This is a genomic window from Pseudoalteromonas sp. 2CM28B (assembly GCF_023161935.1).
Genome location: NZ_JALNTH010000017.1, coordinates 109,265 through 134,490 on the forward strand (window position 1 = coordinate 109,265; position 25,226 = coordinate 134,490).

Below are 25,226 nucleotides of genomic sequence, written 5' to 3' on the forward strand. Positions count from 1 at the left end.
ATTTATTAGCTAAATTTAATTTACACGTGTATACACACTGTATTACTGGTTGGTAACCGTTATACTTTTAAACATTATTAAAATTAAGGAATTTTTACTCTATGTCAGCAATTTATATAGCCGGTATTGCACTGTGTTCAGTGTTAGCCCAATGGGTCGCTTGGGCGTTTAGAGTACCCGCTATTCTGTTTTTATTGCTTACAGGGCTTTTATTAGGGCCATTTAGTGGCGTATTAGACCCTGATGCATTATTAGGTGATTTACTTTTTCCTGTGGTCTCTTTGAGTGTCGCTGTGATTTTATTTGAAGGGTCCTTAACCTTACATTTTCGAGAACTTAAAGGGATCAGTAAAGTCGTCAGAAACCTCTGCTCTATTGGTATGCTTACAACTTGTATTGTTATTAGTTTTAGCGCTTATTGGTTACTCGAGTTAAATTGGCGCGTTGCTGCAGTACTTGGCGCAGTGCTTGTTGTTACGGGGCCAACCGTTATTGCTCCATTACTTAACTCGATGCGACCTACCCAGGATATCGATCGTATTTTACGCTGGGAAGGCATAGTAATAGACCCCATTGGCGCTTTATTTGCAGTACTAGTGTTTGAAGCCGTAATGCTGGTTGGTCAGGGTGAAGTACTTAGCCACACTATCGTTGCACTGGTTAAAACCGTTGGCGTTGGTTTAAGCATTGGTGTGGTTTCGGGTTGGATCACGACACAACTAATGCGCCGAGAATGGCTGCCATTTGAGCTACATAAGTTTGGTATTTTAGCGTTAGTGTTAATTAGCTTTTCTATTTCAAACCACATAAGCCATGAGTCAGGCTTACTGGCTGTGACGGTGTTTGGCATTTGGTTAGCTAATCAAGATGACTTGGAAATAGATTCGGTACTCGAGTTTAAAGAAGACTTGTCGATGATTTTAATCTCAACTTTATTTATTTTATTGGCTGCAAGACTACAACTCTCTGATTTAATGATGCTCGACAGCGACGTATTTATATTTTTAGCTATTGTGCTATTTATTGCGCGCCCATTGTGTATTGCTATTTCAACCTTTGGTACAGACTTACCGATGAAATCACGCCTAGTACTTGCTTGGATTGCACCTCGCGGTATTGTTGCAGCAGCCGTTGGTTCAGTATTTGCGCTGAGTATGATGGAAGCGGGAGTGGCCGATGCCGAAAAAATGGTGCCACTCATATTTACTGTTATTATTGTTACTGTGGTATTGCAAAGCTTAACGGCTATCCCTGTTGCGAAACTACTTGGAGTGCGTCAACCATCCCCTAATACTATTTTAATCATAGGTGCAAACCATGTATCGCGTGCAATTGCACGTGGCTTAAAAGAGCAAAATATTCCTGTTCATCTATCAGATCCTGCTTGGGAGAACTGTAGAATGGCGCGTATGGATGGCCTGCCTTGCTATTATGGTAACCCGCAATCGGAGCATGCTGAACGTTATTTACCTTTAACCACGATTCGCAGTGTTTTAGCGCTTTCACCTAATCGCCACCATAACGCATTAGGGGTGCAGTACTTCTCTCATTTATTAAATGAAAAAAATGTATTTTCACTACGTTCCTCTTCTTCGCACGCCAAAGCAAATAAAGACAGTGCGACGTTTTTATCACGACAAATTCTGTTTGGCGAGAACGGTGCATATGCACGCTTAAGCAGTGTTATTGCCAAAGGCGGTAAAGTGAGTGCAACACGTATATCTGGAGAGTTTAGCTGGCAGCAGTATTTAGAAATGAATCCTGAAGCGATCCCACTGTTTATTCTCAAAGGGGATAAAGACAGTGCTGAAGACGCACCAGTGAAAATGAGGCCTTTTACCAGTGATATGGAAAAGCCACCACAAGAGGGTGAACGAGTAGTTGCATTGCAACCGCCTAAAATATCGCTATTAAAAGATCCGGCCAATAACAAAGCCAAAGACAATAAAAAAGACGAGTAATAACTAAAAAGCGAGAGTGCTAAAAAAGCACTCTCGCTTTTTTATTTACAAACCTAAACTCTGATTAAGAGATTTACTAACATATTAAATCATAGCCATAATTAGGTTTATTTTCTCTAGCCAGAGTTTAGGTTACATAGGTAAGCGCGCGCGAGTAACGACACTAGCTGGCATTTTTTCAGCAAGTTTAGTTAATGCTCGCTCTATTTTTTTATGTGTCGCTTTGTCTGCTACCGTGGTGTTAAACAGCCAACGATAAGCATCTTCAAAGTCTCTTGGACTTCCATAGCCTTGATTAAACAAGCCCACTAATCGTAATTGCGCTTTTAAGTTACCTTGCGCTGAGGCCTCACGGAGGTAGGTTATTGCCATGGCTTTGTCTTTTTGGACTAACTGACCAACATCGTAATAGCGACCTAACTGCTCTAATGCTGCCGCTAAGCCCTGCTCAGCCGCTTTTTTCATGTAATACACACCTAAAGCTACATCACGCTCAACACACACCTTGTAGGCGAGCATATCACCGTATAAAAATTGATACGACGGCAATGCCATTTTATTGGCTCGCGCTTCTATATCTTGCACTAACTGGCAATTATCTGCCTTCACGCGGGCTAGATGAGTGTTCTCATTAATTAAAGCTATTAACTCAGATTCAGTATACAGCGGCACAGCTGCAGGGCTTTCTTCAGCTAAGCTATTGCTTATATTAAATAAAGAAAGTGTAAGTAGTGATAATGACCACACTGAGCAACGAGAAGATAAACGCATATTAACCACTTTAAAAATAAACTTACCAAATAATATACAAAGATCGTTCCACTATTAATAGCGTCACTTTTCTGCAGACATAAAAAAAGCTGCACATGGCAGCTTTTTTTCAACTTAAACCCAATTATGCAAATGGGCTACGAAGTATCATCGTTTCAACACGATCAGGACCTGTAGAGATAATATCAACAGGTACGCCAGTGATTTCTTCAATACGTTTGATGTAATCAATTGCCGCTTTAGGTAAGCCTTCAAGCGATGTTACACCCACGGTATTTTCAGACCAGCCAGGCATTTCTTCGTATACTGGCGTTACTTTATCGTAACCTTCAGCTGCTAATGGTGTCACGTTAGTCACAGTACCATCTTCAAGCTTATAACCAGTACAGATTTTAAGTGTTTCTAAACCATCTAAAACGTCAAGTTTAGTTAAACAAAATCCTGAAATGCTGTTGATTTGGACTGCACGGCGCATAGCCACTGCATCTAACCAACCTGTACGACGTAAACGACCTGTAGTAGCACCAAACTCATGGCCTTTGTCACCTAAATGCTTACCGACTGGGTCTTGCTTATCAAGGCCGTCGTAAAGCTCTGTAGGGAAAGGACCTGAACCTACACGTGTTGTGTACGCTTTAATGATACCTAGCACATAATCAAGGTGTAATGGGCCAAAACCCGCACCTGTAGCAACGCCACCAGCGGTGGTGTTTGAAGATGTTACATAAGGGTAAGTACCATGATCGATATCAAGTAGTGTACCTTGAGCACCTTCAAATAAGATGTTGTCACCGGCGTTACGCGTTTGATCTAAAAGCTCAGTTACATCAACTACCATTGCTTTTAAAATATCAGCAACAGCCATTGCATCATCAAACGTTTTTTGGAAGTCAACAGCGTCTACTTTGTAGTAGTTCACTAATGTGAAGTTATGGTATTCCAATACTTCTTTTAACTTAGTAGCAAATAATTCAGGATTGAATAAATCACCAACACGTAAACCACGACGTGCTACTTTATCTTCGTACGCTGGACCGATACCACGACCCGTTGTACCGATTGGTTTATCGCCACGCGCAGTTTCGCGAGCTACATCTAATGCAACATGGAAAGGCAATATTAGCGGACATGCTTCACTGATTAAAAGACGTTCACGTACAGGTACGCCACGCTCTTCAAGCATGCCAATTTCTTTCATTAGCGCTTCTGGTGATAAAACAACACCATTACCAATCACACATTTAACATTGTCACGTAATACACCCGATGGAATAAGGTGTAGAACTGTCTTTTCACCGTCGATCACTAAGGTATGGCCAGCGTTATGACCACCTTGATAACGAACTACTAAAGATGCTTTATCTGTAAGGAGGTCAACTACCTTACCCTTACCTTCGTCACCCCATTGGGTGCCTAGTACAACAACGTTTTTACCCATTGCAAATTCACTTAGAGAAAATTAGGACGAGATTTTACCAGAAAACTAAAGCAAAGTTCACCCCGTTTAGCTTATTTTTTCCTCGAGCCCTTAGTAAACATCAGTGTTTAGCTAATAATCACATAAATAACAGTAATTTATAAAATTAAAATTCAGATAACAAAAAGCCCTGCAATTGCAGGGCTTTTTAAATTTAACTAAAGCTGTGATTACTGAGCTTTCGCGCCTTTCATGTATTGGAAGAAGTCGCTATCCGGTGATAACACCATCACGTCTTGCTTTCCTTTGAAAGTTTGCTTGTAAGCTTCTAAAGAGCGAACAAAGCTAAAGAACTCAGGGTCTTTATTATAAGCACTAGCGTAAATCGCAGCAGCATCAGCATCGCCTTGACCACGAACAGAACGCGCATTACGTTCTGCATCGGCAAGCATTACTGTTACTCGGCGGTCAACACCTGCACGAATCGTCTCTGCTTTTTCCTGACCTTCAGAACGGTGCTCTTTAGCAACGGCAGTACGCTCAGCACGCATACGTTGGTAAATAGAGCTACTCACCTCCTGAGGTAAGTTAATTTGCTTAACACGTACATCAAGTACTTCAATACCCAGCTCACTAGCACTTTCAGAGGCTTGTACTAACGCTTCTTCCATCAGCTCGCTGCGTTCACCCGATACAATTTCACGAATAGTACGCGTACCAAAGTTAGTACGTAGGCCATTATTTACTTTTTGCTTAAGCAGTGTTTCAGCGTATTGCTTATCACCACGTGCACGCAGGTAAAAAGAGCTAAAGTCGTTAACACGCCATTTTACAAACGAATCAACAATTAAGTCTTTTTTCTCGCTAGTTACAAAGCGATCCGGTGTGCCATCTAGCGTTTGAATACGCGCATCAATGCGGCGCACTTGGCTAAAAAATGGCACTTTTAAATGTAGACCTGGACCATAAACTACCGCTTGATCATCGCTGTCTTTTTGTACTTTACTAAATAAAAGTACAATCGCCTTTTGGCCTTCAGAAACCACAAATACTGACGAGAAAGACATCACAATGGCGGCTAATAGGATTACTAAACTAAAGTTTTTCATTGCTCTTATCTCCCGTCGTTAAAGCGATCATTGTTAAAGCGATCGTTACCACTATTAACAGTGCTGTTGCGTGACGTATTTACCTTGTTACGTAAATCGTTAATATCGCTTGAGCTAGGTAAAGCAATACGTGTTGATGAACCCTGTTTTTCCATGATTTTATCAAGTGGTAAGTACATCATGTTGTTGCCGCCTTTAACATCAACCAACACTTTAGAGCTATTACCTAGCACTTCTTGCATCGTGTCTATGTATAAACGCTCACGTGTTACTTCTTTAGCTGCTTGGTATTCTGGAAGTAATTTCTCAAAACGAGCCACTTCACCTTGCGCTTCTAAAGTAATACGCTCTTGGTAACCTTCAGCCTCTTGCGTCATACGCGTTACTTGACCACGTGCACGCGGTTCAATTTCACGGGCATACGCTTCGGCTTCACGAATAAAGCGTTGTTCATCCTCTTGGGCTGCAATTGCATCATCAAACGCATCTTTAACTTCCATTGGCGGACGTGAATCCTTGAAGTTAACGTCAGTTACGATTAAACCTAAGTTATAAGGTTCGATGATTTGATTTAGCTCATCCCAGGTATTTTGACGCACAACTTCACGGCCGTTAGTCAGTACTTGGTCCATTTTTGAATGGCCAACAACATAACGCAGCGCACTATCTAATGCTTCTTCAAGACTGCTGTCAGCGTTAGTGACACTAAACTTGTATAAGTATGGGTCGATTACTCGATACTGTACTTCAAACTCAACGCTTACTACGTTTTCATCTTCAGTTAGCATAAAGCCTGATGCTGATAACGAACGAACAGCTTCGATATCGACTGGAATAACCGTCTCAACAAAGGTCATTTTCCAACGCAAGCCTGGATCTGCAATTCGGTCAAACTTACCAAATTGAAGAACGACACCGCGTTCAGCTTCTTTCACCGTATAAATACCACTTAACGCCCACACAATGGCAGCGATAATAAGTACAAATGAAATACCGGCTCCGCCAAGTCCACCGCCGCTACCATTGCCGGATTTTTTACCGCCAAATAAGCCGTTAAACTTGTTACTGAATTTACGGAACACCTCGTCTAAATCAGGTGGGCCTTGATCACGTCCGCCTTTGTTATTCCACGGATCTTTGTCATTGCCATTATTACCCGGTTCATTCCAGGCCATAGCTATACTCCATTGTTATCTAAATAAATTCGGAAATTGTGTTAAATCTAACAAATCTTATGCATTTCTTATACTAAAACCGACATTAATCTTTCAGTTTTTAGTCGCAGCTAATAAAACTTTCAATCTCTGGGCCAAAATCTTTAATCAAACGATTCCACTCAATCATAGGTAATCGCACATCTAGCAACCAATTACCTTGCTCATCAAAACGTTCGTTATGTACTGCACTTAAGTTAAATAAAGATGCTCTTAAACGTCCATACTGAGGAGCCAGTAGTAAAGTTTCACTCAACATCTTTTTAGCTAGTAGGTCACTAATAGCCTCACTTAGCAGCTCGCAACCTTCACCTGTTTTTGCTGATAACCATACCCTTATAGGTTGGCCTTCGTCATCGCGATCAATACGTGGGGTTACATCATCCAGCGCATCAATTTTGTTGTATACAAGTAATTGCGGTACATCATCAGCTTCAATTTCTTTGAGTACTTCTTGTACTTGTTCAATATTTTCTTTTCGACGAGGGTCGGCTACATCAATCACGTGTAATTGTAAATCAGCCTCTCGCGTTTCTGTCAGCGTTGCTTTAAATGCAGCCACTAAGTCATGCGGTAAGTGGCGAATAAACCCTACAGTATCCGCTAAAATAACCGAACCAACATCGCCAATATCTAACTTGCGTAAGGTTGGGTCTAGTGTTGCAAACAACTGATCAGCAGCATACACATCAGAATTTGTAATACGGTTAAATAAGGTTGATTTACCCGCATTAGTATAACCCACTAAAGAAACCGTTGGGATCTCATTACGAGTACGTGCTCGTCTACCTTGCTCACGTTGTACGCCAACTTTAGCCAAACGGGCGCGTATATTTTTAATACGCGCACGTAATAAACGTCGATCGGTTTCTAACTGCGTTTCACCAGGACCACGTAAACCAATACCGCCTTTTTGGCGTTCAAGGTGGGTCCAACCTCGGATTAAACGAGTCGACATATGACGAAGCTGCGCTAACTCAACTTGAAGTTTACCTTCGTGAGTACGTGCGCGCTGAGCAAAAATATCAAGGATAAGTGTGGTTCTATCAAGTACCCGACATTGACAAACACGCTCTAAATTTCGTTCTTGAGACGGGCTCAACTGATGGTTAAAAATGACAACATCGGCATTGTGGATTTTGACAATTTCAGCTATTTCTTCCGCTTTGCCGGTACCGACAAATAGTTTGGGATGTGGTGCTTGACGGCTGCCTTGCACAACCGCCAAACTACTAACACCAGCAGAAGATACCAACATTTCTAATTCATGAAGATCTTCGCGATCCCCATCTTTAGGTAAGTCGATATGGACTAAAATTGCCTGTTCGCCAGATTCATAGCGGTCAAACAAGCATTACGCTCCTAATTTAAAAGTTTCCTGGTTCAGTTTCTTCGGTGTCTTCATTTCCCTGTACACCTTGAAAGTTGACTGCGCGTGCAGGTACAACTGTTGAAATTGCATGTTTATACACCATTTGATTAACAGTGTTTTCCAGTAAAATTACAAATTGGTCAAATGACTGAATTTTACCTTGTAATTTTATGCCATTTACCAAAAAGATTGATACTGGAATGCGCTCGCGGCGTAATGCATTTAAAAATGGGTCTTGTAACGATTGGCCTTTTGCCATGTTATTATTCCTTCGTTCTAGGTGTTATTATAATTAAGTGGCTGAACTGATTTAACAAAGCTAAATTTTGTCCAGCTACTACTAGCTTAGCGAACTTACTACATGATGCAAGTTTTCTTCATCACCGGTTGTTAACCATGTAACATCAGGCCAGCTTCTTAACCACGTTAATTGACGTTTAGCCAATTGGCGTGTGGCTGCAATGCCGCGAAAAATCATTTCATCATGATCAATTTCACCCGCAAGGTAATCCCACATCTGTCTATAACCTACACAACGAATAGAAGGCATATTGGGATGTAAATCCTCACGTAGATATAGGGTCGAAACTTCTTTTTCAAACCCCTGTTCAATCATTATTTTAAACCTTTCTTCAATTCGATGATGTAATTCACTGCGATCATCGGGTGCAATTGCAAATTGATGAAAAGTATAGGGTAATGCTGGCTGCTTTTGCTTTTGCAATTCAGTCATCGTTTTACCTGTTATACGGTAAACTTCCAAAGCACGATTAATTCGCTGCGAATCATTTTCACTCATCTTTTGTGCGGCTTGCGGATCAACTTTAACCAACTCTTTGTATAAATAAGGCCAGCCATGCTCTTTAGCTTGTGTTTCTAATTCGGCTCTAACGTTTGCATCGGCCTCAGGTAATGGCGACAACCCATCAATAAGGGCTTTAAAGTACATCATTGTACCTCCAACCAGTACAGGCACTTTACCTTGTTGATGAAATTTATCAATTTTTTCTATCGCATCGCGTCTAAAATCAGCTACTGAATAGGTTTCGCTTGGGTCGAGTAAATCAATTAAGTGATGGGGTGCACGTGCTAGTTCGTCGGCATCCGGTTTAGCGGTACCAATATCCATACCTTTATAAACCAGTGCCGAATCAACGCTGATAATTTCAGTATTTAAATACTCACACAGTGAAATTGCCAATGCTGTTTTACCAGCAGCGGTGGGGCCCATTAAAAATATGACCGGTAAATTACTCAACACGAATACCCTAATTAAATTGCGCTAGATAAGACTTTAGATCTATTTTAACTGCTTTTTCACGTAAACGTTCAATTGTTTGCGCATTATTTTGTAAGCGAGTTTGCTGTACTGCAAAGGCTTTACTGGCATAGAAGCGTGCAGGTATTACATTTACCTGCCACGCTAGCCACTGTTCAATACTTTCTAACTGAGCTTTACACCCATCAAGTAAGGCATCAACTGCGGCACTCACGTCAAGTAAGTACAAGCAAACAGGCAACCTCTTAACCATAACAAATTGTTTTTCAATTAAAAGTTCAAAGCCAAGCAAAGTAAACCATGATTGTTGCGTAGCCAGCAGTTCGGTATCTTGTTTTGACACATTGACCCGTACGGGTAATAACAATGCTTTGCCCTCAAGGCTGCCTTGCTCTTTAATTTGTGCAAGCCAATCATCCGCTAATGCGTATTTAAAGTGTGAACAATAAAGTTGATTTTCATTATTGAACACGCAAACGCCCTTTTCAAGGCTTATTATATCGACAGTGCGCAGTGCTGTATCTGATACTTGCGTCTCATTAGATTGTACAAATGCTGCCGCAGTATCAAAGTGCTGCGCTTGTTGCTCATTCACGCCCTGATAAAACGCATTCACATCATGGTAATTTTGGCTTTCAGTACGCACCTGTCTACCCCCACCTTGACGACTGCCACCATAAGAGGCACTACTTGTAGATGGCGAATGACTTGGTTGTAATGACGACTTAGGATAATCAAAAAGTTCACTACTGGAAGTGTGTTCTTGGTTAAACGATGTAACTGGTGAATGATGAGCGTGAGCGGCTGGCGAATTAACAAACTCAGCTTGCAGGGGCACAACAACTTGTTTTATCGCTTGCAAAATAAAGTCGTGTACTAAGCGCCCTTGATGAAAGCGCACCTCATGCTTTGCCGGGTGCACATTAACATCCACTTGGCGTGGGTCTATATCAATGTAAATCACAAATCCGGGAAGTTCTTGCTCGCCACTGACCTCTTCAAATGCTTGGCGAATAGCATGCAGAATAAGTTTGTCGCGCATCATACGATTATTTACATAGGTATACTGAGTAGTATTAGCCGATCCAACTGGCAATACCCAACCGTGTAGTTGCAACCCAGCCTCACCCGACTGAATATGCAATCCTTGCTCAGCAAACGCTTTACCCGCCACTTGTGCGACTCGCGTAATCGCTTGAGCGGGATCAGTTTTAGCGCGATACTGGCGCACCACTTTTTCATTATGGGTTAATGTAATTGATACATCAAAACGGCTCAGCGCAATACGCTTAATAAGCTCATCAATATGACTAAATTCGGTTTTTTCAGTGCGTAAAAACTTACGTCTTGCTGGGGTGTTAAAAAATAAATCTTTAACTTCAATTGTGGTACCGCTAGGGTGAGCAACCGGCTTTACCTCTACGGCCATATCTCGGCCTTGTGCAAAGGCTTGCCACGCAGCTTCTTGATTTTCGGGTTTAGAGCTTAAGGTTAAGCGAGATACCGAACTAATAGATGCTAAGGCTTCGCCCCTAAAACCAAGAGAACAAATATTTTCTAGGTCGTCTAAGGACTTGAGTTTACTGGTTGCATGGCGAGAGAGCGCTAATGTGAGCTCATCCTTTGCGATACCCGCTCCATTGTCGCGAATACGAATTAACTTGTGGCCCCCGCGTTCAATATCTATTTGAATACGTGTCGCGCCTGCATCAAGGCTGTTTTCTACTAACTCTTTAACCACCGATGCGGGACGCTCAACAACTTCACCCGCCGCAATTTGGTTTGCTAAGCGCGCAGGTAATACTTCAATACTCATAACAACCTTAAATGTGTGCGCTTTTAAAATTAACTCTGAGGAATATCAAGTTCCTGACCAATAAATAACGTATTTGAACTGAGCTTATTAACTTGTTTTATTTTACTGATACTTACGCCATATCGACCAGCCAACATGCTCAGTGACTCACCAGGACGTACTTTATGTTTTGTTGGGTATTGAGACTTTAATGACGCAAACAGTGAGTCGTCAGGCGGGTTACGTAAATAGTAATTTTTAATTGAGGTAAACATGGCTTTAGCTAAGCGCTCTTGATGATTGGCACTTTTAAGCAGTCGCTCTTCACGTGGATTAGAGATAAACCCAGTTTCAACCAAAATAGACGGAATATCTGGCGACTTTAATACTGCAAGGCTGGCATGTTGCGGCTCTTTTTTATGAAGTTTAGCCACCTTTCGTAACTCTTTAACTACTTCCTCAGCCACGTTTAAGCCGGTTTTCATGGAGTGATCCATCGACATATCAAGCAAGGCTTGCGCTAAGTACTTTTCATTTGCAGCATCTTTAATTACATCAGCAGCACCGCCAAGTAACTCAGAGTGTTTTTCTTTATCCTCAATCCATTTACCAATTTCTGAATTGGCACGTCGCAGCGACAACACCCATACAGAAGCACCATTTGGCCCAGGGCTAGTAAACGCATCTGCATGAATAGAAACAAGAAAGTCTGCTTTTTTCTGACGTGCGCGGTTGGTACGTGTATTGAGTTTTACAAAGTAATCGCCACTGCGAACCATACGCGAAATCATGCCTCGCTCAGCATCAATCATCCGCTCTAAACGCTTAGCAATTTGCAGTGTAATGTCTTTTTCGTAAGTGCCTGATGGGCCAATGGAGCCTGGGTCTTCACCGCCATGCCCTGCATCAATAGCAATTACAATATCGCGCTCTTGGCTTAATTGGCGTTTTTTAGCCGCCGTTTGCGCAGGGGTAATTGCACCTTTTGATTGGCTTTTATCGTATAAGTCGACCACCAATCTATTTTTATAAGGGCCTGTGGGGGCTAGTGCAAATATAACTGGTTTAACTGGCCCATTTAATTCAAATACTAAACGCACGCTGTGTTTATTTTTAGGTTTTGAGTAACGTAACTTACTAACAATTTGGTGTTTTGGTGGCACACCTGGCAATATTTTTAACTCATCAGTGTTTTCTAAATCAACCACTAAACGGCTTGGGTTTTTTAGCATAAAGTAGCTGAAGTCAGGTTTATCGTCGAGATCAAACACCACCCGAGTGCTATCAGGGGATGGCCAGACACGCACACTATTAATAGTGTTTTGCGCCCACAATGGCAAGCTCACTGTAAAAACCATGAGGTAAATAAAAAGTTTAACTAAACCACGACTCATTTTGATAATCACTGCCTTAACTATTTTATTATCTATTATTTAGTTTTTCGACAATTGCTATACCACGCTCACTGGCACTGTTAATAACAATTTTACGCTCATCACCTACATAACTTAGCGTAGCATTTAGATCGGGAACAGGAATAAATTCTCCGCCTTTTTCTGGCCACTCAACAATACAAGTTGCCGTTTCTGAAAAATAATCACGAATTCCCATAAATTCAAGCTCTTCTGGGTCACCTAATCGGTATAAATCAAAATGATAGACATTGCCACGCACAAGCTCGTAAGGTTCAACAAGTGTATAAGTGGGACTTTTAACCTTACCTGTATGACCAAAACCTTGCACTATACCGCGAGTAAATGTCGTTTTACCGGCCCCTAAATCACCATGCAAATAAATAACTGCGCCCTGTTCTATTATGGCAGCTAATTTATTACCCATAGCAACAGTGGCATTTTCATCGACTAAATGAAAATCAAAACTACACGACATGATTACCTCAAAATTTACGAAAAGCGCATATTTGTTAATCATACCAGATTATTTATTTAAGGTGATACTGCCTCTTTTTTAAAGATAAAAAAACCGGCCTGAGCCGGTTTTTAATTAGCATGGACTTTACAGCCCTAATTTCTTCTCAAGGTAGTGGATATTTGTACCACCGTTTTTGAAGTTTTCATCTGCAAGAATGCGTTTATGCAATGGCGTATTCGTTTTAATACCGTCGATTACTAACTCATTCAATGCATTACGAGCGCGAGCAATAGCAACATCACGGTTTTCACCGTAAGTGATCAGCTTACCAATCATAGAATCGTAATGTGGCGGTACCGTATAATCAGCATAAATATGGCTGTCCCAACGAATACCTAAACCACCTGCTGGATGAAAGCGAGTGATTTTACCTGGCGATGGAATAAAGGTTTCTGGGTCTTCAGCATTAATACGACACTCAATAGCGTGGCCACGAATAACAACGTCGTCTTGAGTGAATGATAAAGGCTGACCAGCGGCAATTTTTAATTGCTCTTTGATTAAATCCACACCGGTGACCATTTCAGTTACTGGGTGCTCAACCTGAATACGGGTGTTCATTTCAATGAAGTAAAATTCACCGTTCTCGTATAAGAACTCAAACGTCCCCGCACCACGATAACCAATTTCGATACATGCGCGTGTACAACGCTCACCAATGAACTTACGTACTTCTGCAGTAATCCCTGGTGCTGGCGCCTCTTCCACTACTTTTTGGTGACGACGCTGCATTGAACAATCACGCTCACCTAAGTGAACCGCATTGCCTTGACCGTCGGCCAATACTTGTACTTCAATGTGACGTGGGTTTTCAAGGAATTTCTCCATGTAAACCATGCTGTTGCCAAAGAACTGCTTTGCTTCTTGTTGCGTAAGCGAAATTGAATTGATTAACTCAGCTTCGTTGCGAACAACACGCATACCGCGGCCACCGCCGCCGCCAGCTGCTTTAATAATTACTGGGTAACCAATACGCTTAGCAATTTGCATGTTGCGTTCTTTATCATCCGATACCGGACCATCAGAGCCAGGTACACAAGGAACACCCGCTTTACGCATCGCTTCGATTGCCGATACTTTATCGCCCATTAGACGAATAGTATCGCCACGAGGACCGATAAAAACAAAGCCACTTTGCTCAACTTGGTCTGCAAAGTCTGCATTTTCAGCAAGAAAACCATAACCTGGGTGAATAGCGACCGCATCAGTTATTTCAGCTGCGGCTATAATGCGTGGAATGTCTAAGTAACTTTCAGTTGCTGCTGGTTTACCAATACAGATGGTTTCATCTGCTAGTAATACGTGCTTAAGATCGCGATCCGCCGTTGAATGCACAGCAACCGTTTTGATCCCAAGCTCTTTGCAGGCGCGCAATATACGAAGTGCAATTTCACCTCGGTTTGCAATGACTACTTTATCTAACATGAGAGTTGGCCTTTTACGTTGCGCTATTATTCAATGATGAATAAAGGTTGATCAAATTCTACTGGCTCGCCGTTTTCTACTAAAATAGCTTTTACTGTACCGGCTTTATCTGACTCAATTTGGTTCATCATTTTCATTGCTTCAACGATACACAATGTGTCGCCAACTTTAACCTGTGAACCGACTTCAACATATGCTGGCGCTTCTGGAGAAGCTGCTGCGTAAAAAGAACCTACCATAGGAGATTTAACTTGGTGTCCTGTAGGACCTGCCGCTGGTGCTTCAGACTCTGCTACAGGTGCTGCTGGTGCTGCTGCAGCCGCAGGAGCGGGTGTTGGAGCATATTGCTGTGGAGCAAATTGCGCGTACGCAGGACCGGCACTCATGTTGTTACGGTTAATACGTACTGATTCTTCACCTTCAGTGATTTCTAGTTCTGCAATACCTGATTCTTCTACTAATTCAATTAGTTTTTTGATCTTGCGAATATCCATAAACGACCCGCCTATTAGTTTGTTAGTTTAAATTTAGTTTGAGTTTTGCAATCGGCTCACCGCTGCATGTAAAGCAGCGTGATAGCCCATTGCACCTAATCCACAAATAACGCCTTGCGCCACATCAGAAAAATAAGAATGATGGCGAAACGTTTCACGTGCATGCACATTACTTAAGTGCACTTCAAAAAACGGAATATCAACGCTTAGCAATGCATCACGTAATGCGACGCTTGTGTGCGTAAATGCTGCAGGGTTAATAATGATGTAATCAACCGCTTGCCAAGCATCATGAATGCGTTCAATGAGCGCTTGCTCACTATTACTTTGAAAATGCGTTAGCGTCACATCTAAACTATTAGCAGCATTATTTAAATCGCTCATAATATGCTCTAAAGAGTGTGAACCGTACTTATCGGGCTCACGCTTTCCTAGCATGTTTAAATTTGGGCCATTTATAACTAAAATCTTTAATTTTGCAGCCATAATACGCGATATATCCTATAAGTAATGAGTTAAGCGGTTACTAGCTAAGTTTTCACTAAAAAGTAAGCTGAAAAAAGTAAGATAGCAACAATTTCTCACGTTAACCAACTATTATAGTGATTTCGAAGTAAATAGCAGCAAAATACTGGTCTAATCTCTATTTCGGGAACAAATCTTGAGGGGTAATAATGGCACAACATTAACAATCATGTTGTGCCATATAGAATGGTCATTCAGCGCTGGCACGCACTGCAGCAAGGTGCTTAGCGAAATCATCCGCATTTAAAAAGCCAGTGACACGTTGTGCACTTAGCTCTTCACCTTGAGTATTAAAGAATAAAATACTCGGTAAACCAAACACTGAATATGCTTCCATTAGCTCAATTGTTTCATTATCGCTTTGAGTTAAGTCAATTTGTATCAGTTGATAATGGCTAAACTCACTTTGCACTTGCGGGTCAGGAAAGGTGTAATGCTCAAACTCTTTACACGCTACACACCAGTCGGCGTATAAGTCCACCATAACCATGCGCCCTTCGCTATTTGCTTGTGATACGGCTTGTTTAAGCTCGGCTAAATTGGCAACCTGTTTAAACTCATTGTTTTGCGAGGTTGTTTGTAAACTCACGGCTTGTGTTGGCCAAAAATAGTTTTTGGTTAAATTAAAGCCAGTAAGCAGCAATAAAACAGCCATAAACCACAATAAGGTTTTTAATTTACCTTGTGCTTGAGCGCTTTGCCAATAATGGAAATAAAGCGCTGTGGCGATAGCTAATAAGCCTGCCATAAGCATAATAATTTCAATATCTATAATGCGCTCTAGCAAAATAAGTGGCACAACTAACATAATAAAACCAAATAAGGTTTTGACTTGTTCCATCCAGCCGCCAGCTTTCGGTAATAGCTTACCTCCCGACGTACCTAATAATAACAGCGGTAGCCCCATACCTAAACTCAGTACGTAAAGTGTTAGCCCGCCTACTAGGTAATCGCCGCTTTGTGCCACAAATAATAATGCGGCTGATAAAGGCGCTGTAGTACAAGGAGATGCAATAAGCCCTGATAAAACCCCCATCAAGAACACCCCAATATAGTTACCGCCTTTTTGGTTGTTGCTCACTTGGGTTAGCTTGTTCATCATGCGGCTGGGTAACTTTATTTCGTACCAACCAAACATCGACATAGCCAGCAGTACAAACAATAAGCTAAAGCTAATTAATACATATGGATGCTGTAAATAGCCTTGCACTTGTCCGCCTAACGCAGCAACCACAAGCCCTAATGCTGCATAGGTAACCGCCATGCCTTGAATATAAACAAATGATAGGGCAAATGCTTTTTTAGTAGACAGGTTCTTTTGACCCGCAATTAAGCTAGATAAAATAGGGAACATCGGAAATACACACGGTGTAAATGCCAGACCCACACCCACGGCAAAGAAAATAGCTAAGTTAACCATTAAGCTTTGGCTAGCTAACTGCTCTGTAAATGTGAGCTCTTTATCAGGTGTTGATGCAGTTGCTGGTTTTTCTGCAGATTGGCTAAGTGCTGCAAATGCACTGCTTGCTGCGGTATTGTCATTAGTATTAGTTTCACTTGCCAGTACACTTAATGGAATGCTGATGATTTCAGGTGGATAACACAGCCCTGCTTTTGCACAGCCTTGATAACGCACCTTCACAACGCCATTTTCACTCACATTACTTAGTTTGCTGATAACGCTAAGAGAATTAAAAAACACCTCAGTTTTGCCAAAAAATTCATCTTCAATTATTTCACCAGCGCCCAACTCAGGCACGTCAATGCTGACACCTTTGGCAATAATTTCTATTTTATCTTTATATAGGTAATAGTCATTAGCGATATCCCAACCAACAAATAACGTACTTCCTTGCTGGTCAAAATCAAATACAAACGCTTCATTTACCGGTAAAAATGTGTGCTGAGTCGGTTTTAGAAAATCATCAAGGGTATTTTGTGCCGCCCAAGCAGGCGCCATTAATACGCTTAATAAAAAAAATAAAATAAAGCGCATTAATGAAGCACCTCGTCCATCCAATTAAAGTAAGCCAAGTTACCCGTTGCTACATCAACAACTTGTATTTCTGGTACTTCGTAGCTGTGAAGATCTTTTAAGGTTAAAAATACATCGTTCATTTTGTCAGCCTTAGTTTTAATTAGCAGCTTTACTTCTGTTGCTTCAGCTACTTCACCTTCCCATATATAAATAGAAGTCATGGCCGGTAAAATATTTACACAAGCGGCTAGTTTCTTTTCAATTAGTGCCATAGCCAATAAACGGGCTTCATCGTTATTTTTGCAAGTGGTAAAAATAAGTTTAAATTGCGTTGTCATAGTGAACCTTTACTTGTTTACGGGGGTCTAGCCCCATAGTAGCTGATAGCGGGTACAATGTGTAGACACGAACTCTGTCTACATTTTGGGTCTTTGCAGTAAATTGATTTAAACCCGCTACCGTTAACTCAACTAACATTAAAGTTTATTACTTACTCTTATTAGCTTGAAAATAGACCCGACAACCCTCACTTATATTTCATTAGCACCTTAATAAGTGTCATTTTTTTAGAGAGTCTTATGTTTAGAATTTTATTTTTGCTGTTTATCATCATCCCAATTATTGAAATTGCCTTGCTAATTCAGGTTAGTGACGTGATAGGTGGCTTCGCAACAATCGCTTTAGTGGTACTAACCGCGATTGTGGGTGCGAAAATGGTGAAACAGCAAGGAATGGGCGCACTACAAAACGTACAAGTGCAAATGGCTCAAGGACAAATGCCTGCTAAAGAATTATTTACCGGTATTTGCGTAATTATTGCAGGGGTACTTTTATTAACACCCGGCATTATGACAGATGTATTTGGCTTACTACTCCTTACCCCTGCTATTCGTAACAAATTAGCTGCAGGACTTGCTAGTCAAGCAACTGTAAGAATGAGCGCTAGCATGCATCAAACTGGCACTTCAGGGTTTTCACAAACTCATCAATCAATGCATCACGAGCAAAATGAAAACCGCCCTAAAACCATAGATGGTGAATACGAGCGAAAAGATTAAAAATTTATCATTTTTTCTCTTGGAATTTTTCACTCCACCCCCATTAATGAATGCAAATTAGAAAAGCTTTTTTCTGTACTGTTCAGAAACTGTTAGGAGAACTAAAAACATGAACATTCGTCCTTTACAAGATCGCGTAATCGTTAAGCGTCTAGAAGAAGAAACCAAGTCTGCTGGCGGTATTGTATTAACTGGCTCTGCAGCTGAAAAATCAACTCGCGGAGAAGTTATTGCTGTTGGCAATGGTCGCGTTCTAGATAACGGTGACGTTAGAGCTTTAGAAGTAAAAGCCGGTGACACTGTGTTATTTGGCTCATATGTTGAAAAAACTGAAAAGATCGAAGGTCAAGAGTACCTGATCATGCGTGAAGACAACATTTTAGGCATTGTAGGCTAACCCTACTTTTCGTTTAACAAACATTTAAGAATTTAGAGGAAATTAAAGATGGCAGCAAAAGAAGTACTTTTTGCAGGTGATGCACGCGCTAAAATGCTAACAGGCGTAAATATCCTAGCAAACGCAGTAAAAGTTACATTAGGTCCTAAAGGCCGTAACGTAGTACTAGATAAATCATTTGGCTCTCCAGTAATCACTAAAGATGGTGTATCTGTAGCGAAAGAAATCGAACTTGAAGACAAGTTTGAAAACATGGGTGCACAAATGGTAAAAGAAGTTGCATCTAAAGCAAATGATGCAGCGGGTGACGGTACGACTACCGCAACTGTACTTGCACAATCTATTGTAAACGAAGGTCTTAAAGCAGTTGCTGCAGGCATGAACCCAATGGATCTTAAGCGTGGTATTGATAAAGCAATTACCGCTGCAGTAGAAGAACTTAAAACGCTATCTGTACCATGTGCTGATACTAAAGCGATTGCACAAGTAGGTACTATTTCAGCTAACTCTGATAAAGAAATTGGCGATATCATTGCACAAGCAATGGAAAAAGTAGGCCGTAACACAGGTGTTATTACGGTTGAAGAAGGTCAATCACTAGAGAACGAACTAGATGTTGTAGAAGGCATGCAGTTTGACCGTGGTTACCTATCTCCGTACTTTATCAATAACGCAGAAAAAGGCGCGGTAGAGCTAGACAACCCATTCATTCTACTTGTAGATAAAAAAGTATCTAACATTCGTGAGCTACTACCTACATTAGAAGCTGTTGCTAAAGCAAGCAAGCCACTATTAATCATTGCTGAAGACCTAGAAGGCGAAGCACTTGCTACTTTAGTTGTTAACAACATGCGCGGTATTGTTAAAGTGTCTGCGGTTAAAGCACCTGGCTTTGGCGACCGTCGTAAAGCAATGCTACAAGATATTGCCGTATTAACTGGCGGTACTGTTATCTCTGAAGAAATCGGCTTAGAGCTTGAAAAAGCAACGATTGAAGACCTAGGTACAGCTAAGCGCGTAGTAATCACTAAAGATGATACAACTATCATTGATGGTGCGGGTGAAGAAGAAGGCATTAACGGCCGTGTTGCTCAAATCAAAGCACAAATTGAAGAAGCGACTTCAGACTACGATAAAGAAAAACTACAAGAGCGTATGGCTAAACTTGCCGGCGGTGTTGCAGTAATTAAAGTAGGTGCAGCGACTGAAATTGAAATGAAAGAGAAAAAAGACCGTGTTGAAGATGCATTACATGCAACTCGTGCAGCGGTTGAAGAAGGCGTAGTACCTGGTGGTGGTGTTGCTCTAGTACGTGCTGCTAGCAAGCTAGCTGAGCTACTTGGCGACAACGAAGACCAAAACCACGGTATTAAAGTTGCACTTCGTGCAATGGAAGCACCACTTCGTCAAATCGTAACTAACGCAGGTGATGAAGCATCTGTTGTTATTAACGCAGTTAAAGGCGGTGAAGGTAACTACGGTTACAACGCAGCCTCTGGCGAATACAATGACATGCTTGAAATGGGTATCCTAGATCCAACGAAAGTAACGCGCTCTGCACTACAATTTGCAGGTTCGATTGCGGGTCTAATGATCACTACCGAAGCAATGGTTGCTGAAATCCCTAAAGAAGAAGCTGCTGGTGCCCCTGATATGGGTGGCATGGGCGGAATGGGTGGTATGGGCGGCATGATGTAATCATCCCCTCACACACTTAGCTCAAATAAAAACCCAGCTTCGGCTGGGTTTTTAGCAATAGAGATAAAATAAATTCACTAAGGCACAATAAAATTATCTCAGTGTATTCCAATGCAACTGAGTTCCTGCAAGCTATACCCAGAGTAAATTTTATTTAACATGATTAAGGATATTAAGTTGAATACTAAACCTGAAATAATCATCTCATCACTGGATGCAGATCGATTGTATGCGCTAATGGAATCGTTACCTGCGAACAGTTTTGCGGGTGAAAAAGAACTTGAAGCAGAACTTGGTAGGGCTAACATCGTTGAGCCACACGAAGTTCCCTCAACCGTGGTAACCATGAATTCAACAGTGAACTTTGTTGTTGAATCTACAGGTGAGGAATTTACTTTAACGCTTGTTTACCCGAAGAATATTGACTCAAGTGGCAAAAAAATATCAATTTTAGCCCCTGTTGGTAGTGCATTACTTGGCCTTTCACAAGGAGATCAAATTGAATGGCCAAAGCCAGGCGGTGGGTTAATAACAGTAACTATTAAAGAGGTAACTTATCAACCAGAAAGAGCTGGCGAGCTTCATAGATAGACTTTTAAATCCTCACAATTTTAAATTAATAAACAAATTTATATAAAAAAATCCAAGCCTTGCTTGGATTTTTTTATTGAGTTACTGCTGACTAATGTCGTATAGCCTTTGTGCTTGACTATTAGAGGCTTTACTTACTTCTCTAAAGTCTTCGGCATCGGCGGCATTTTGCCCTGATATTTCTCGGATCCGTTCCGCTAGTTTTTTAACATTGACGGTTACTTGAGCCTGTTCTTCAGTGGCTACGGCAATACTTGCTGAGCGCCCTTTAATGTCGTTAAATGCATCAACTATATTTTCATATTGCGTGCGTGTTGTATTTGAACGATCATTGACCACTTCTGAGAACTCTCGGCATTCTTGAATAACACAGACTCCTTTTGCAGCCGCTTGTTGTAACTGACTTATCATGGTTTCAATCTCACCAGCTGATTGTTGTGTTCTTTGTGCCAGTGTTCTAACTTCATCAGCAACGACCGCAAACCCCCTTCCAGAATCACCAGCACGAGCAGCCTCAATAGCAGCATTAAGCGCAAGCAAATTAGTTGCTCAGAGATATTCATAATCACACCTAATACCGAACCAACCTGCTGTGAATCTTCAGATATTTGTGATATTGCATTGGACGACTCAGTTAGTTTATTGAACAACAGCTGGATAGATTCTGCGTTTTGTTCAATAACATTAAAGCCAGAGTTTACAAGATCTGATGACTTAGCGGTAATATCTGCAACGCCACCAATATCTTCTGATGCCGATGAAGCCGCTATCGACATTTCATTGATAGCCGTGGCTAACAATTCATTTTCTTGCATTAGTTCATGTGCGCGTTGCTGACTATTACTACTCAAGTTATCAATAGATTCAGCATTGTTTTTTACTGAGGCCGCCTTTTCTTTAATCAGCCCAAGAATTTTAATAAGATGATCACCGTAATCATTATTAGCTTCGCAAAGATGACTCATTTCATCATCCCCCCGATATTGGTAATTTAGAATCTGTTTGCCCTTGCATTAATGACCTAACTTGCGCCGAAGTCTGCTCTATTTGCTCAACTAATCGCTTACCAAAGACCAATAATGCCGATATAAATATAACAATGAGTACAATGAATGAACCATACAAATAGTATGTCAGCGTATTAGCTGCTTTTTTTGCAGTCGCTGTTGGAATTATTACTCCAGAGCGCCACTTTTGCTCCGGCAGTAAGAATGTCACTAGAATTGAGCTATCCCCCTTTATGACACCAGAACTAAACTCTGCTACGAGTCTATCTTCATTTTTCAAGGCGTTAACTAAAGGCTGTAAAGAGCTATCTTTACTCACAACTTGTGAAAAATTTAGCATGGCTAAATTCGTATCTCTAAATGCAGGAATAGAAACAAACTGCTGCGCACTATCAATAATAAAACTGTAGGTACCGGTTGCTTGATTTTCAGCAAGAAGTGACTTTTCAATATGAGAAAGCTCTATATCTAAAGTAGCGACTCCCCAAAACTGATTATTACGCTCAATTTTAACAGAGCAAGTTACCATAGGCACATTCGAGACTGCATCAATATAAGCCTCAGACCAAACACATACGCCTGGTTAAGCGTTAGCAGCACTTCTATACCAGCTTTCTTGTTAATATGGACTGCTATCAGCTTGGTTGTAGTCATCTAATAAAGTGTATTGACCATTATCGCCCTTAACCCAAAACAAAGATGCCCTTTGTGCTTATGCATCTAACATATTTGGCTCTGGCCATATTCCACCACCGGCAATGCCTGAACCACTAGCAATTAACGGTGCCAAATTTTTAATAAATTGATCTTTATCAAGGGGAAGTGTTTGAGCAACAACAGATAAGCTTTTAGTTAATGCTGCACTTTTTCCTAAATCCTTAGCAAATGATTCACCTATTACTTTAGCCTGTAACTTAGCTGCAGAAATAGCTTCATTTTTTATAATTGGCGTTATTACCCATTGCATAATTACGGTTAATTCCCGCATACATTTTTTTCTGTATTAACATCTTTAACCTCAGTTACAATCAAACAGCGCTAACTAAGTATAAGAAGGTTAATGGATTTATCAAAAAAAGAACAAAATTAATATGAATGCTTTTATCTTATGGTTTTATAGTATTAATTAACCGCCTCACTATACAAAACAGATCGCTAGGTAGCATACCTCGCTCTCCATTTTTTTGCCCAGCAATATCACCCGCTTTAGCATGCAGTGTAACACCATAGCAAGTTGCCTCAGCACAATCTAACCCTTGAGCAAATAATGCCCCTACAATACCAGTAAGAACATCACCGCTACCGCCAACAGCAAGCGCAGGGCTTCCTTCTTCACAAACCCAAGTATGCTTACCATCGGCTATTAAAGTTCCTGCGCCTTTTAAAACACAAACTGCTGAGTAACGTTTAGCACATTGTTGAACATAGCTGAACCGATCAGACTCTATCTCCGCAGTCGTCACCTTTAATAATCGAGAGGCTTCGCCTGGATGCGGGGTAAGTACACACCGCGTGGGCATTTTCGGTGAAGCTTGTTTAGCGAGTAAATTAAGTGCATCAGCATCAATAACTAAAGGCATATTATTACGTGTACAATACTCAATGACTTGATTAAAGGTATTTTGCGCCCATTCGTCTTGTCCAAGGCCTGGGCCAATAACAGCACAGCTTGCCCACTCCAATGCATGTTGCAAGTTATTACCACTTACCATAAGCTCTGGTCGGCCAAAACTCACTGGCATAATTGAGCTTTCATGGGTATACACTCTGACCATCCCAGCACCAGCTCTAAGCGCTGCCTCGCTTGTTAACCTGATCGCACCTGCCGTTCCTCGATTCCCACCAATACACAGTAATTTTCCATAACTACCTTTATGACTATTCAAAGCACGTGGACCCAAGCCTTTAAAACTATTGATATTAATAAGCTTACCCGAAGGGCTTGCTAATTCTACGAATGACTCGCCAATAGCCAAGTCATCAAAGATAAGTTCACCAACATACTCTTTACCCGCGGCCGTTGTTAACCCTTGTTTTACCCCTACAAAAGTAATTGTTTTAGTGGCTTTAATTGCAATACCTAAAGGTTGGCCTGTATCAGCATTTATACCTGATGGCACATCAATACTGAGTATTGGTTTAGTGCTTTCATTCGCCGCTTTAATTATAGTGGCAACATTATCGCGTACCGTATTTTCAAGACCAGTGCCCAGTAATGCATCAATGATTACATCACACTCATCGAGTGCATCAGCGCTAAAGTTACAAATTTCACCACCGGCATCAATCCAGCGCTTTTGTGCTTTTGCAGCATCGCCGGTTAATTCTTTATTTTCATCTACGACACACACCACGACATGTCTATCGGCTTGCTTAATAAGGCTAGCCGTAATGTAGCCATCTCCTGCGTTATTGCCACTCCCTACGAGTACTAGAGTCTGCTGTGCATTGAATGATTTCCAATTTAAAAATGCGGCATGCCCCGCTCGTTCCATTAGGGTAAACAGATCACAACCACTGGCTTTTGCAGCATTACCCTCATACTCTCTTATTTGCTGTGCTAAATATACGAATTGCTTAACGTTGGAAGATGAAGGTAATAACGACATGATAGGCTCTATAAAAATAAGTGTTGATTAAGTAGACTTTGGGCTCATTGGTTTTTTTTCAAGTAAGATCAGAAATGTATCAATCAGAATAAGGGCGCAACCCCCTTATTTGAGTATTTATTACCAATTTATACCAATTCGCTTAATTAAGCGGTCTATTTTGAGGCAGAAAAAACGGGGTAATAGCTAGGCAAAAAATTCGCTATTCAGTTGTTCTAAATGAGAATTTTTTAACACAGGTAGCGGCACGTTTAGCTCCGCAAAATGATTGAGTATTATTGCGGATTGGTATTACCCCAAACGAATATATTTTCATAATGCCTTTATTCTCAGGCCTTCTATTGCAAGGTATCGTAGTGTCGTCCACAGCGTTAGAGTAGTCTTTAGGCGCTTATTCTTTTACTTTTACCTGATGCCTTTTACCTTTCACCTGCGTTTTTACTTTCCTGCAGACATAAAAAAGCCCGACTATTGCTAGTCGGGCTTTCTCTTATTTGAAGCCTGGTAATGTCGTGGCGCCCACAGCGGTAGAGAGCCACATAGCAAATGTATAGAGTCGGCATTAGGCGCTTATTATTTTCCTTTTACCTGATG

Annotated in this window: 25 protein-coding genes; 5 read left to right on the top strand and 20 right to left on the bottom strand. The window is 41.1% G+C overall.

Translation table 11 applies throughout. The features are described 5' to 3' along the window. Positions 1–101 precede the first annotated feature (101 nt). A complete protein-coding gene (locus tag MTN96_RS20610; RefSeq protein WP_138626681.1) occupies positions 102–1,961 on the top strand; it encodes a sodium:proton antiporter in 1,860 nt (619 codons plus the stop codon). 132 nt (positions 1,962–2,093) lie between these two features. On the opposite strand, the gene MTN96_RS20615 is transcribed toward MTN96_RS20610, so the two are convergent. From MTN96_RS20615 to cutA, 15 genes are all read right to left on the bottom strand, one after another. Continuing rightward, positions 2,094–2,732 carry a tetratricopeptide repeat protein gene (locus MTN96_RS20615; RefSeq protein ID WP_013466021.1) on the bottom strand — a complete coding sequence of 213 codons (639 nt, stop codon included), beginning with the start codon at positions 2,730–2,732 and terminating at the stop codon, positions 2,094–2,096. Positions 2,733–2,856: 124 nt separating this feature from the next. Beyond that, positions 2,857–4,170, bottom strand: coding sequence for an adenylosuccinate synthase (locus MTN96_RS20620; protein WP_010391689.1), 1,314 nt, complete (start codon positions 4,168–4,170; stop codon positions 2,857–2,859). 209 nt (positions 4,171–4,379) lie between these two features. Continuing rightward, entirely contained in the window at positions 4,380–5,258 is an 879-nt protein-coding gene (hflC, locus tag MTN96_RS20625; protein ID WP_008113491.1) for a protease modulator HflC, read from the bottom strand. 5 nt (positions 5,259–5,263) lie between these two features. After that, positions 5,264–6,433 (bottom strand): FtsH protease activity modulator HflK, encoded by a 1,170-nt coding sequence (gene hflK / locus MTN96_RS20630; protein ID WP_010391686.1) that lies wholly within the window; start codon positions 6,431–6,433, stop codon positions 5,264–5,266. A gap of 100 nt (positions 6,434–6,533) precedes the next feature. Continuing rightward, a complete protein-coding gene (hflX, locus tag MTN96_RS20635) occupies positions 6,534–7,823 on the bottom strand; it encodes a ribosome rescue GTPase HflX (RefSeq protein ID WP_036980358.1) in 1,290 nt (429 codons plus the stop codon). A gap of 16 nt (positions 7,824–7,839) precedes the next feature. Then, on the bottom strand, positions 7,840–8,103 hold the full coding sequence (gene hfq, locus MTN96_RS20640) for an RNA chaperone Hfq (protein WP_008113494.1): 264 nt from the start codon (positions 8,101–8,103) through the stop codon (positions 7,840–7,842). 81 nt (positions 8,104–8,184) lie between these two features. Further along, entirely contained in the window at positions 8,185–9,102 is a 918-nt protein-coding gene (gene miaA / locus MTN96_RS20645) for a tRNA (adenosine(37)-N6)-dimethylallyltransferase MiaA (RefSeq protein WP_248532654.1), read from the bottom strand. A 10-nt stretch (positions 9,103–9,112) separates the two neighbouring features. Continuing rightward, a complete protein-coding gene (gene mutL, locus MTN96_RS20650; protein ID WP_248532642.1) occupies positions 9,113–10,939 on the bottom strand; it encodes a DNA mismatch repair endonuclease MutL in 1,827 nt (608 codons plus the stop codon). Between the two features lie 29 nt (positions 10,940–10,968). Further along, positions 10,969–12,312 carry an N-acetylmuramoyl-L-alanine amidase gene (locus MTN96_RS20655; RefSeq protein ID WP_248532643.1) on the bottom strand — a complete coding sequence of 448 codons (1,344 nt, stop codon included), beginning with the start codon at positions 12,310–12,312 and terminating at the stop codon, positions 10,969–10,971. A gap of 28 nt (positions 12,313–12,340) precedes the next feature. Continuing rightward, positions 12,341–12,808: a tRNA (adenosine(37)-N6)-threonylcarbamoyltransferase complex ATPase subunit type 1 TsaE gene (tsaE, locus tag MTN96_RS20660; protein WP_248474201.1), complete on the bottom strand. Its 468-nt coding sequence runs from the start codon at positions 12,806–12,808 to the stop codon at positions 12,341–12,343. A 126-nt stretch (positions 12,809–12,934) separates the two neighbouring features. Then, entirely contained in the window at positions 12,935–14,275 is a 1,341-nt protein-coding gene (gene accC / locus MTN96_RS20665) for an acetyl-CoA carboxylase biotin carboxylase subunit (protein ID WP_069439778.1), read from the bottom strand. Between the two features lie 26 nt (positions 14,276–14,301). Then, positions 14,302–14,769 (bottom strand): acetyl-CoA carboxylase biotin carboxyl carrier protein, encoded by a 468-nt coding sequence (gene accB, locus MTN96_RS20670; protein ID WP_248532644.1) that lies wholly within the window; start codon positions 14,767–14,769, stop codon positions 14,302–14,304. Between the two features lie 33 nt (positions 14,770–14,802). Further along, on the bottom strand, positions 14,803–15,255 hold the full coding sequence (gene aroQ, locus MTN96_RS20675; protein ID WP_036980376.1) for a type II 3-dehydroquinate dehydratase: 453 nt from the start codon (positions 15,253–15,255) through the stop codon (positions 14,803–14,805). Between the two features lie 229 nt (positions 15,256–15,484). Beyond that, positions 15,485–17,290, bottom strand: coding sequence for a protein-disulfide reductase DsbD (locus MTN96_RS20680; protein WP_248532645.1), 1,806 nt, complete (start codon positions 17,288–17,290; stop codon positions 15,485–15,487). After that, positions 17,290–17,610, bottom strand: coding sequence for a divalent-cation tolerance protein CutA (gene cutA / locus MTN96_RS20685; RefSeq protein ID WP_036980381.1), 321 nt, complete (start codon positions 17,608–17,610; stop codon positions 17,290–17,292). The genes MTN96_RS20680 and cutA overlap by 1 nt, the downstream gene beginning before the upstream one ends. 240 nt (positions 17,611–17,850) lie before the next feature. Here cutA and MTN96_RS20690 point away from each other — a divergent pair, with 240 nt between their 5' ends. The 4 genes from MTN96_RS20690 (at position 17,851) to rnk (ending at position 21,016) form a co-directional block, all read left to right on the top strand. Next, positions 17,851–18,330, top strand: a complete 480-nt coding sequence (locus tag MTN96_RS20690; RefSeq protein WP_069439776.1) for an FxsA family protein — start codon at positions 17,851–17,853, stop codon at positions 18,328–18,330. 109 nt (positions 18,331–18,439) lie between these two features. After that, positions 18,440–18,727: a co-chaperone GroES gene (locus tag MTN96_RS20695; RefSeq protein ID WP_004587676.1), complete on the top strand. Its 288-nt coding sequence runs from the start codon at positions 18,440–18,442 to the stop codon at positions 18,725–18,727. A gap of 48 nt (positions 18,728–18,775) precedes the next feature. After that, positions 18,776–20,425, top strand: coding sequence for a chaperonin GroEL (gene groL / locus MTN96_RS20700; RefSeq protein ID WP_036980391.1), 1,650 nt, complete (start codon positions 18,776–18,778; stop codon positions 20,423–20,425). Between the two features lie 177 nt (positions 20,426–20,602). Beyond that, positions 20,603–21,016, top strand: coding sequence for a nucleoside diphosphate kinase regulator (gene rnk, locus MTN96_RS20705; protein ID WP_036980394.1), 414 nt, complete (start codon positions 20,603–20,605; stop codon positions 21,014–21,016). Positions 21,017–21,097: 81 nt separating this feature from the next. Here rnk and MTN96_RS20710 read toward each other — a convergent pair whose 3' ends face one another. The 5 genes from MTN96_RS20710 to MTN96_RS20725 form a co-directional block, all read right to left on the bottom strand. Further along, positions 21,098–21,535 (bottom strand): methyl-accepting chemotaxis protein, encoded by a 438-nt coding sequence (locus MTN96_RS20710; protein ID WP_308200692.1) that lies wholly within the window; start codon positions 21,533–21,535, stop codon positions 21,098–21,100. Further along, positions 21,424–21,981, bottom strand: coding sequence for a hypothetical protein (locus tag MTN96_RS37155; RefSeq protein ID WP_308200693.1), 558 nt, complete (start codon positions 21,979–21,981; stop codon positions 21,424–21,426). Before MTN96_RS37155 ends, MTN96_RS20710 begins: the two co-directional genes overlap by 112 nt. Positions 21,982–21,985: 4 nt before the next feature. Continuing rightward, positions 21,986–22,552: a hypothetical protein gene (locus tag MTN96_RS20715; RefSeq protein ID WP_374275649.1), complete on the bottom strand. Its 567-nt coding sequence runs from the start codon at positions 22,550–22,552 to the stop codon at positions 21,986–21,988. Between the two features lie 183 nt (positions 22,553–22,735). Continuing rightward, positions 22,736–23,011, bottom strand: coding sequence for a hypothetical protein (locus tag MTN96_RS20720; protein WP_248474197.1), 276 nt, complete (start codon positions 23,009–23,011; stop codon positions 22,736–22,738). Positions 23,012–23,129: 118 nt separating this feature from the next. Further along, positions 23,130–24,632, bottom strand: a complete 1,503-nt coding sequence (locus MTN96_RS20725; RefSeq protein ID WP_248532647.1) for an NAD(P)H-hydrate dehydratase — start codon at positions 24,630–24,632, stop codon at positions 23,130–23,132. Positions 24,633–25,226 lie beyond the last annotated feature (594 nt).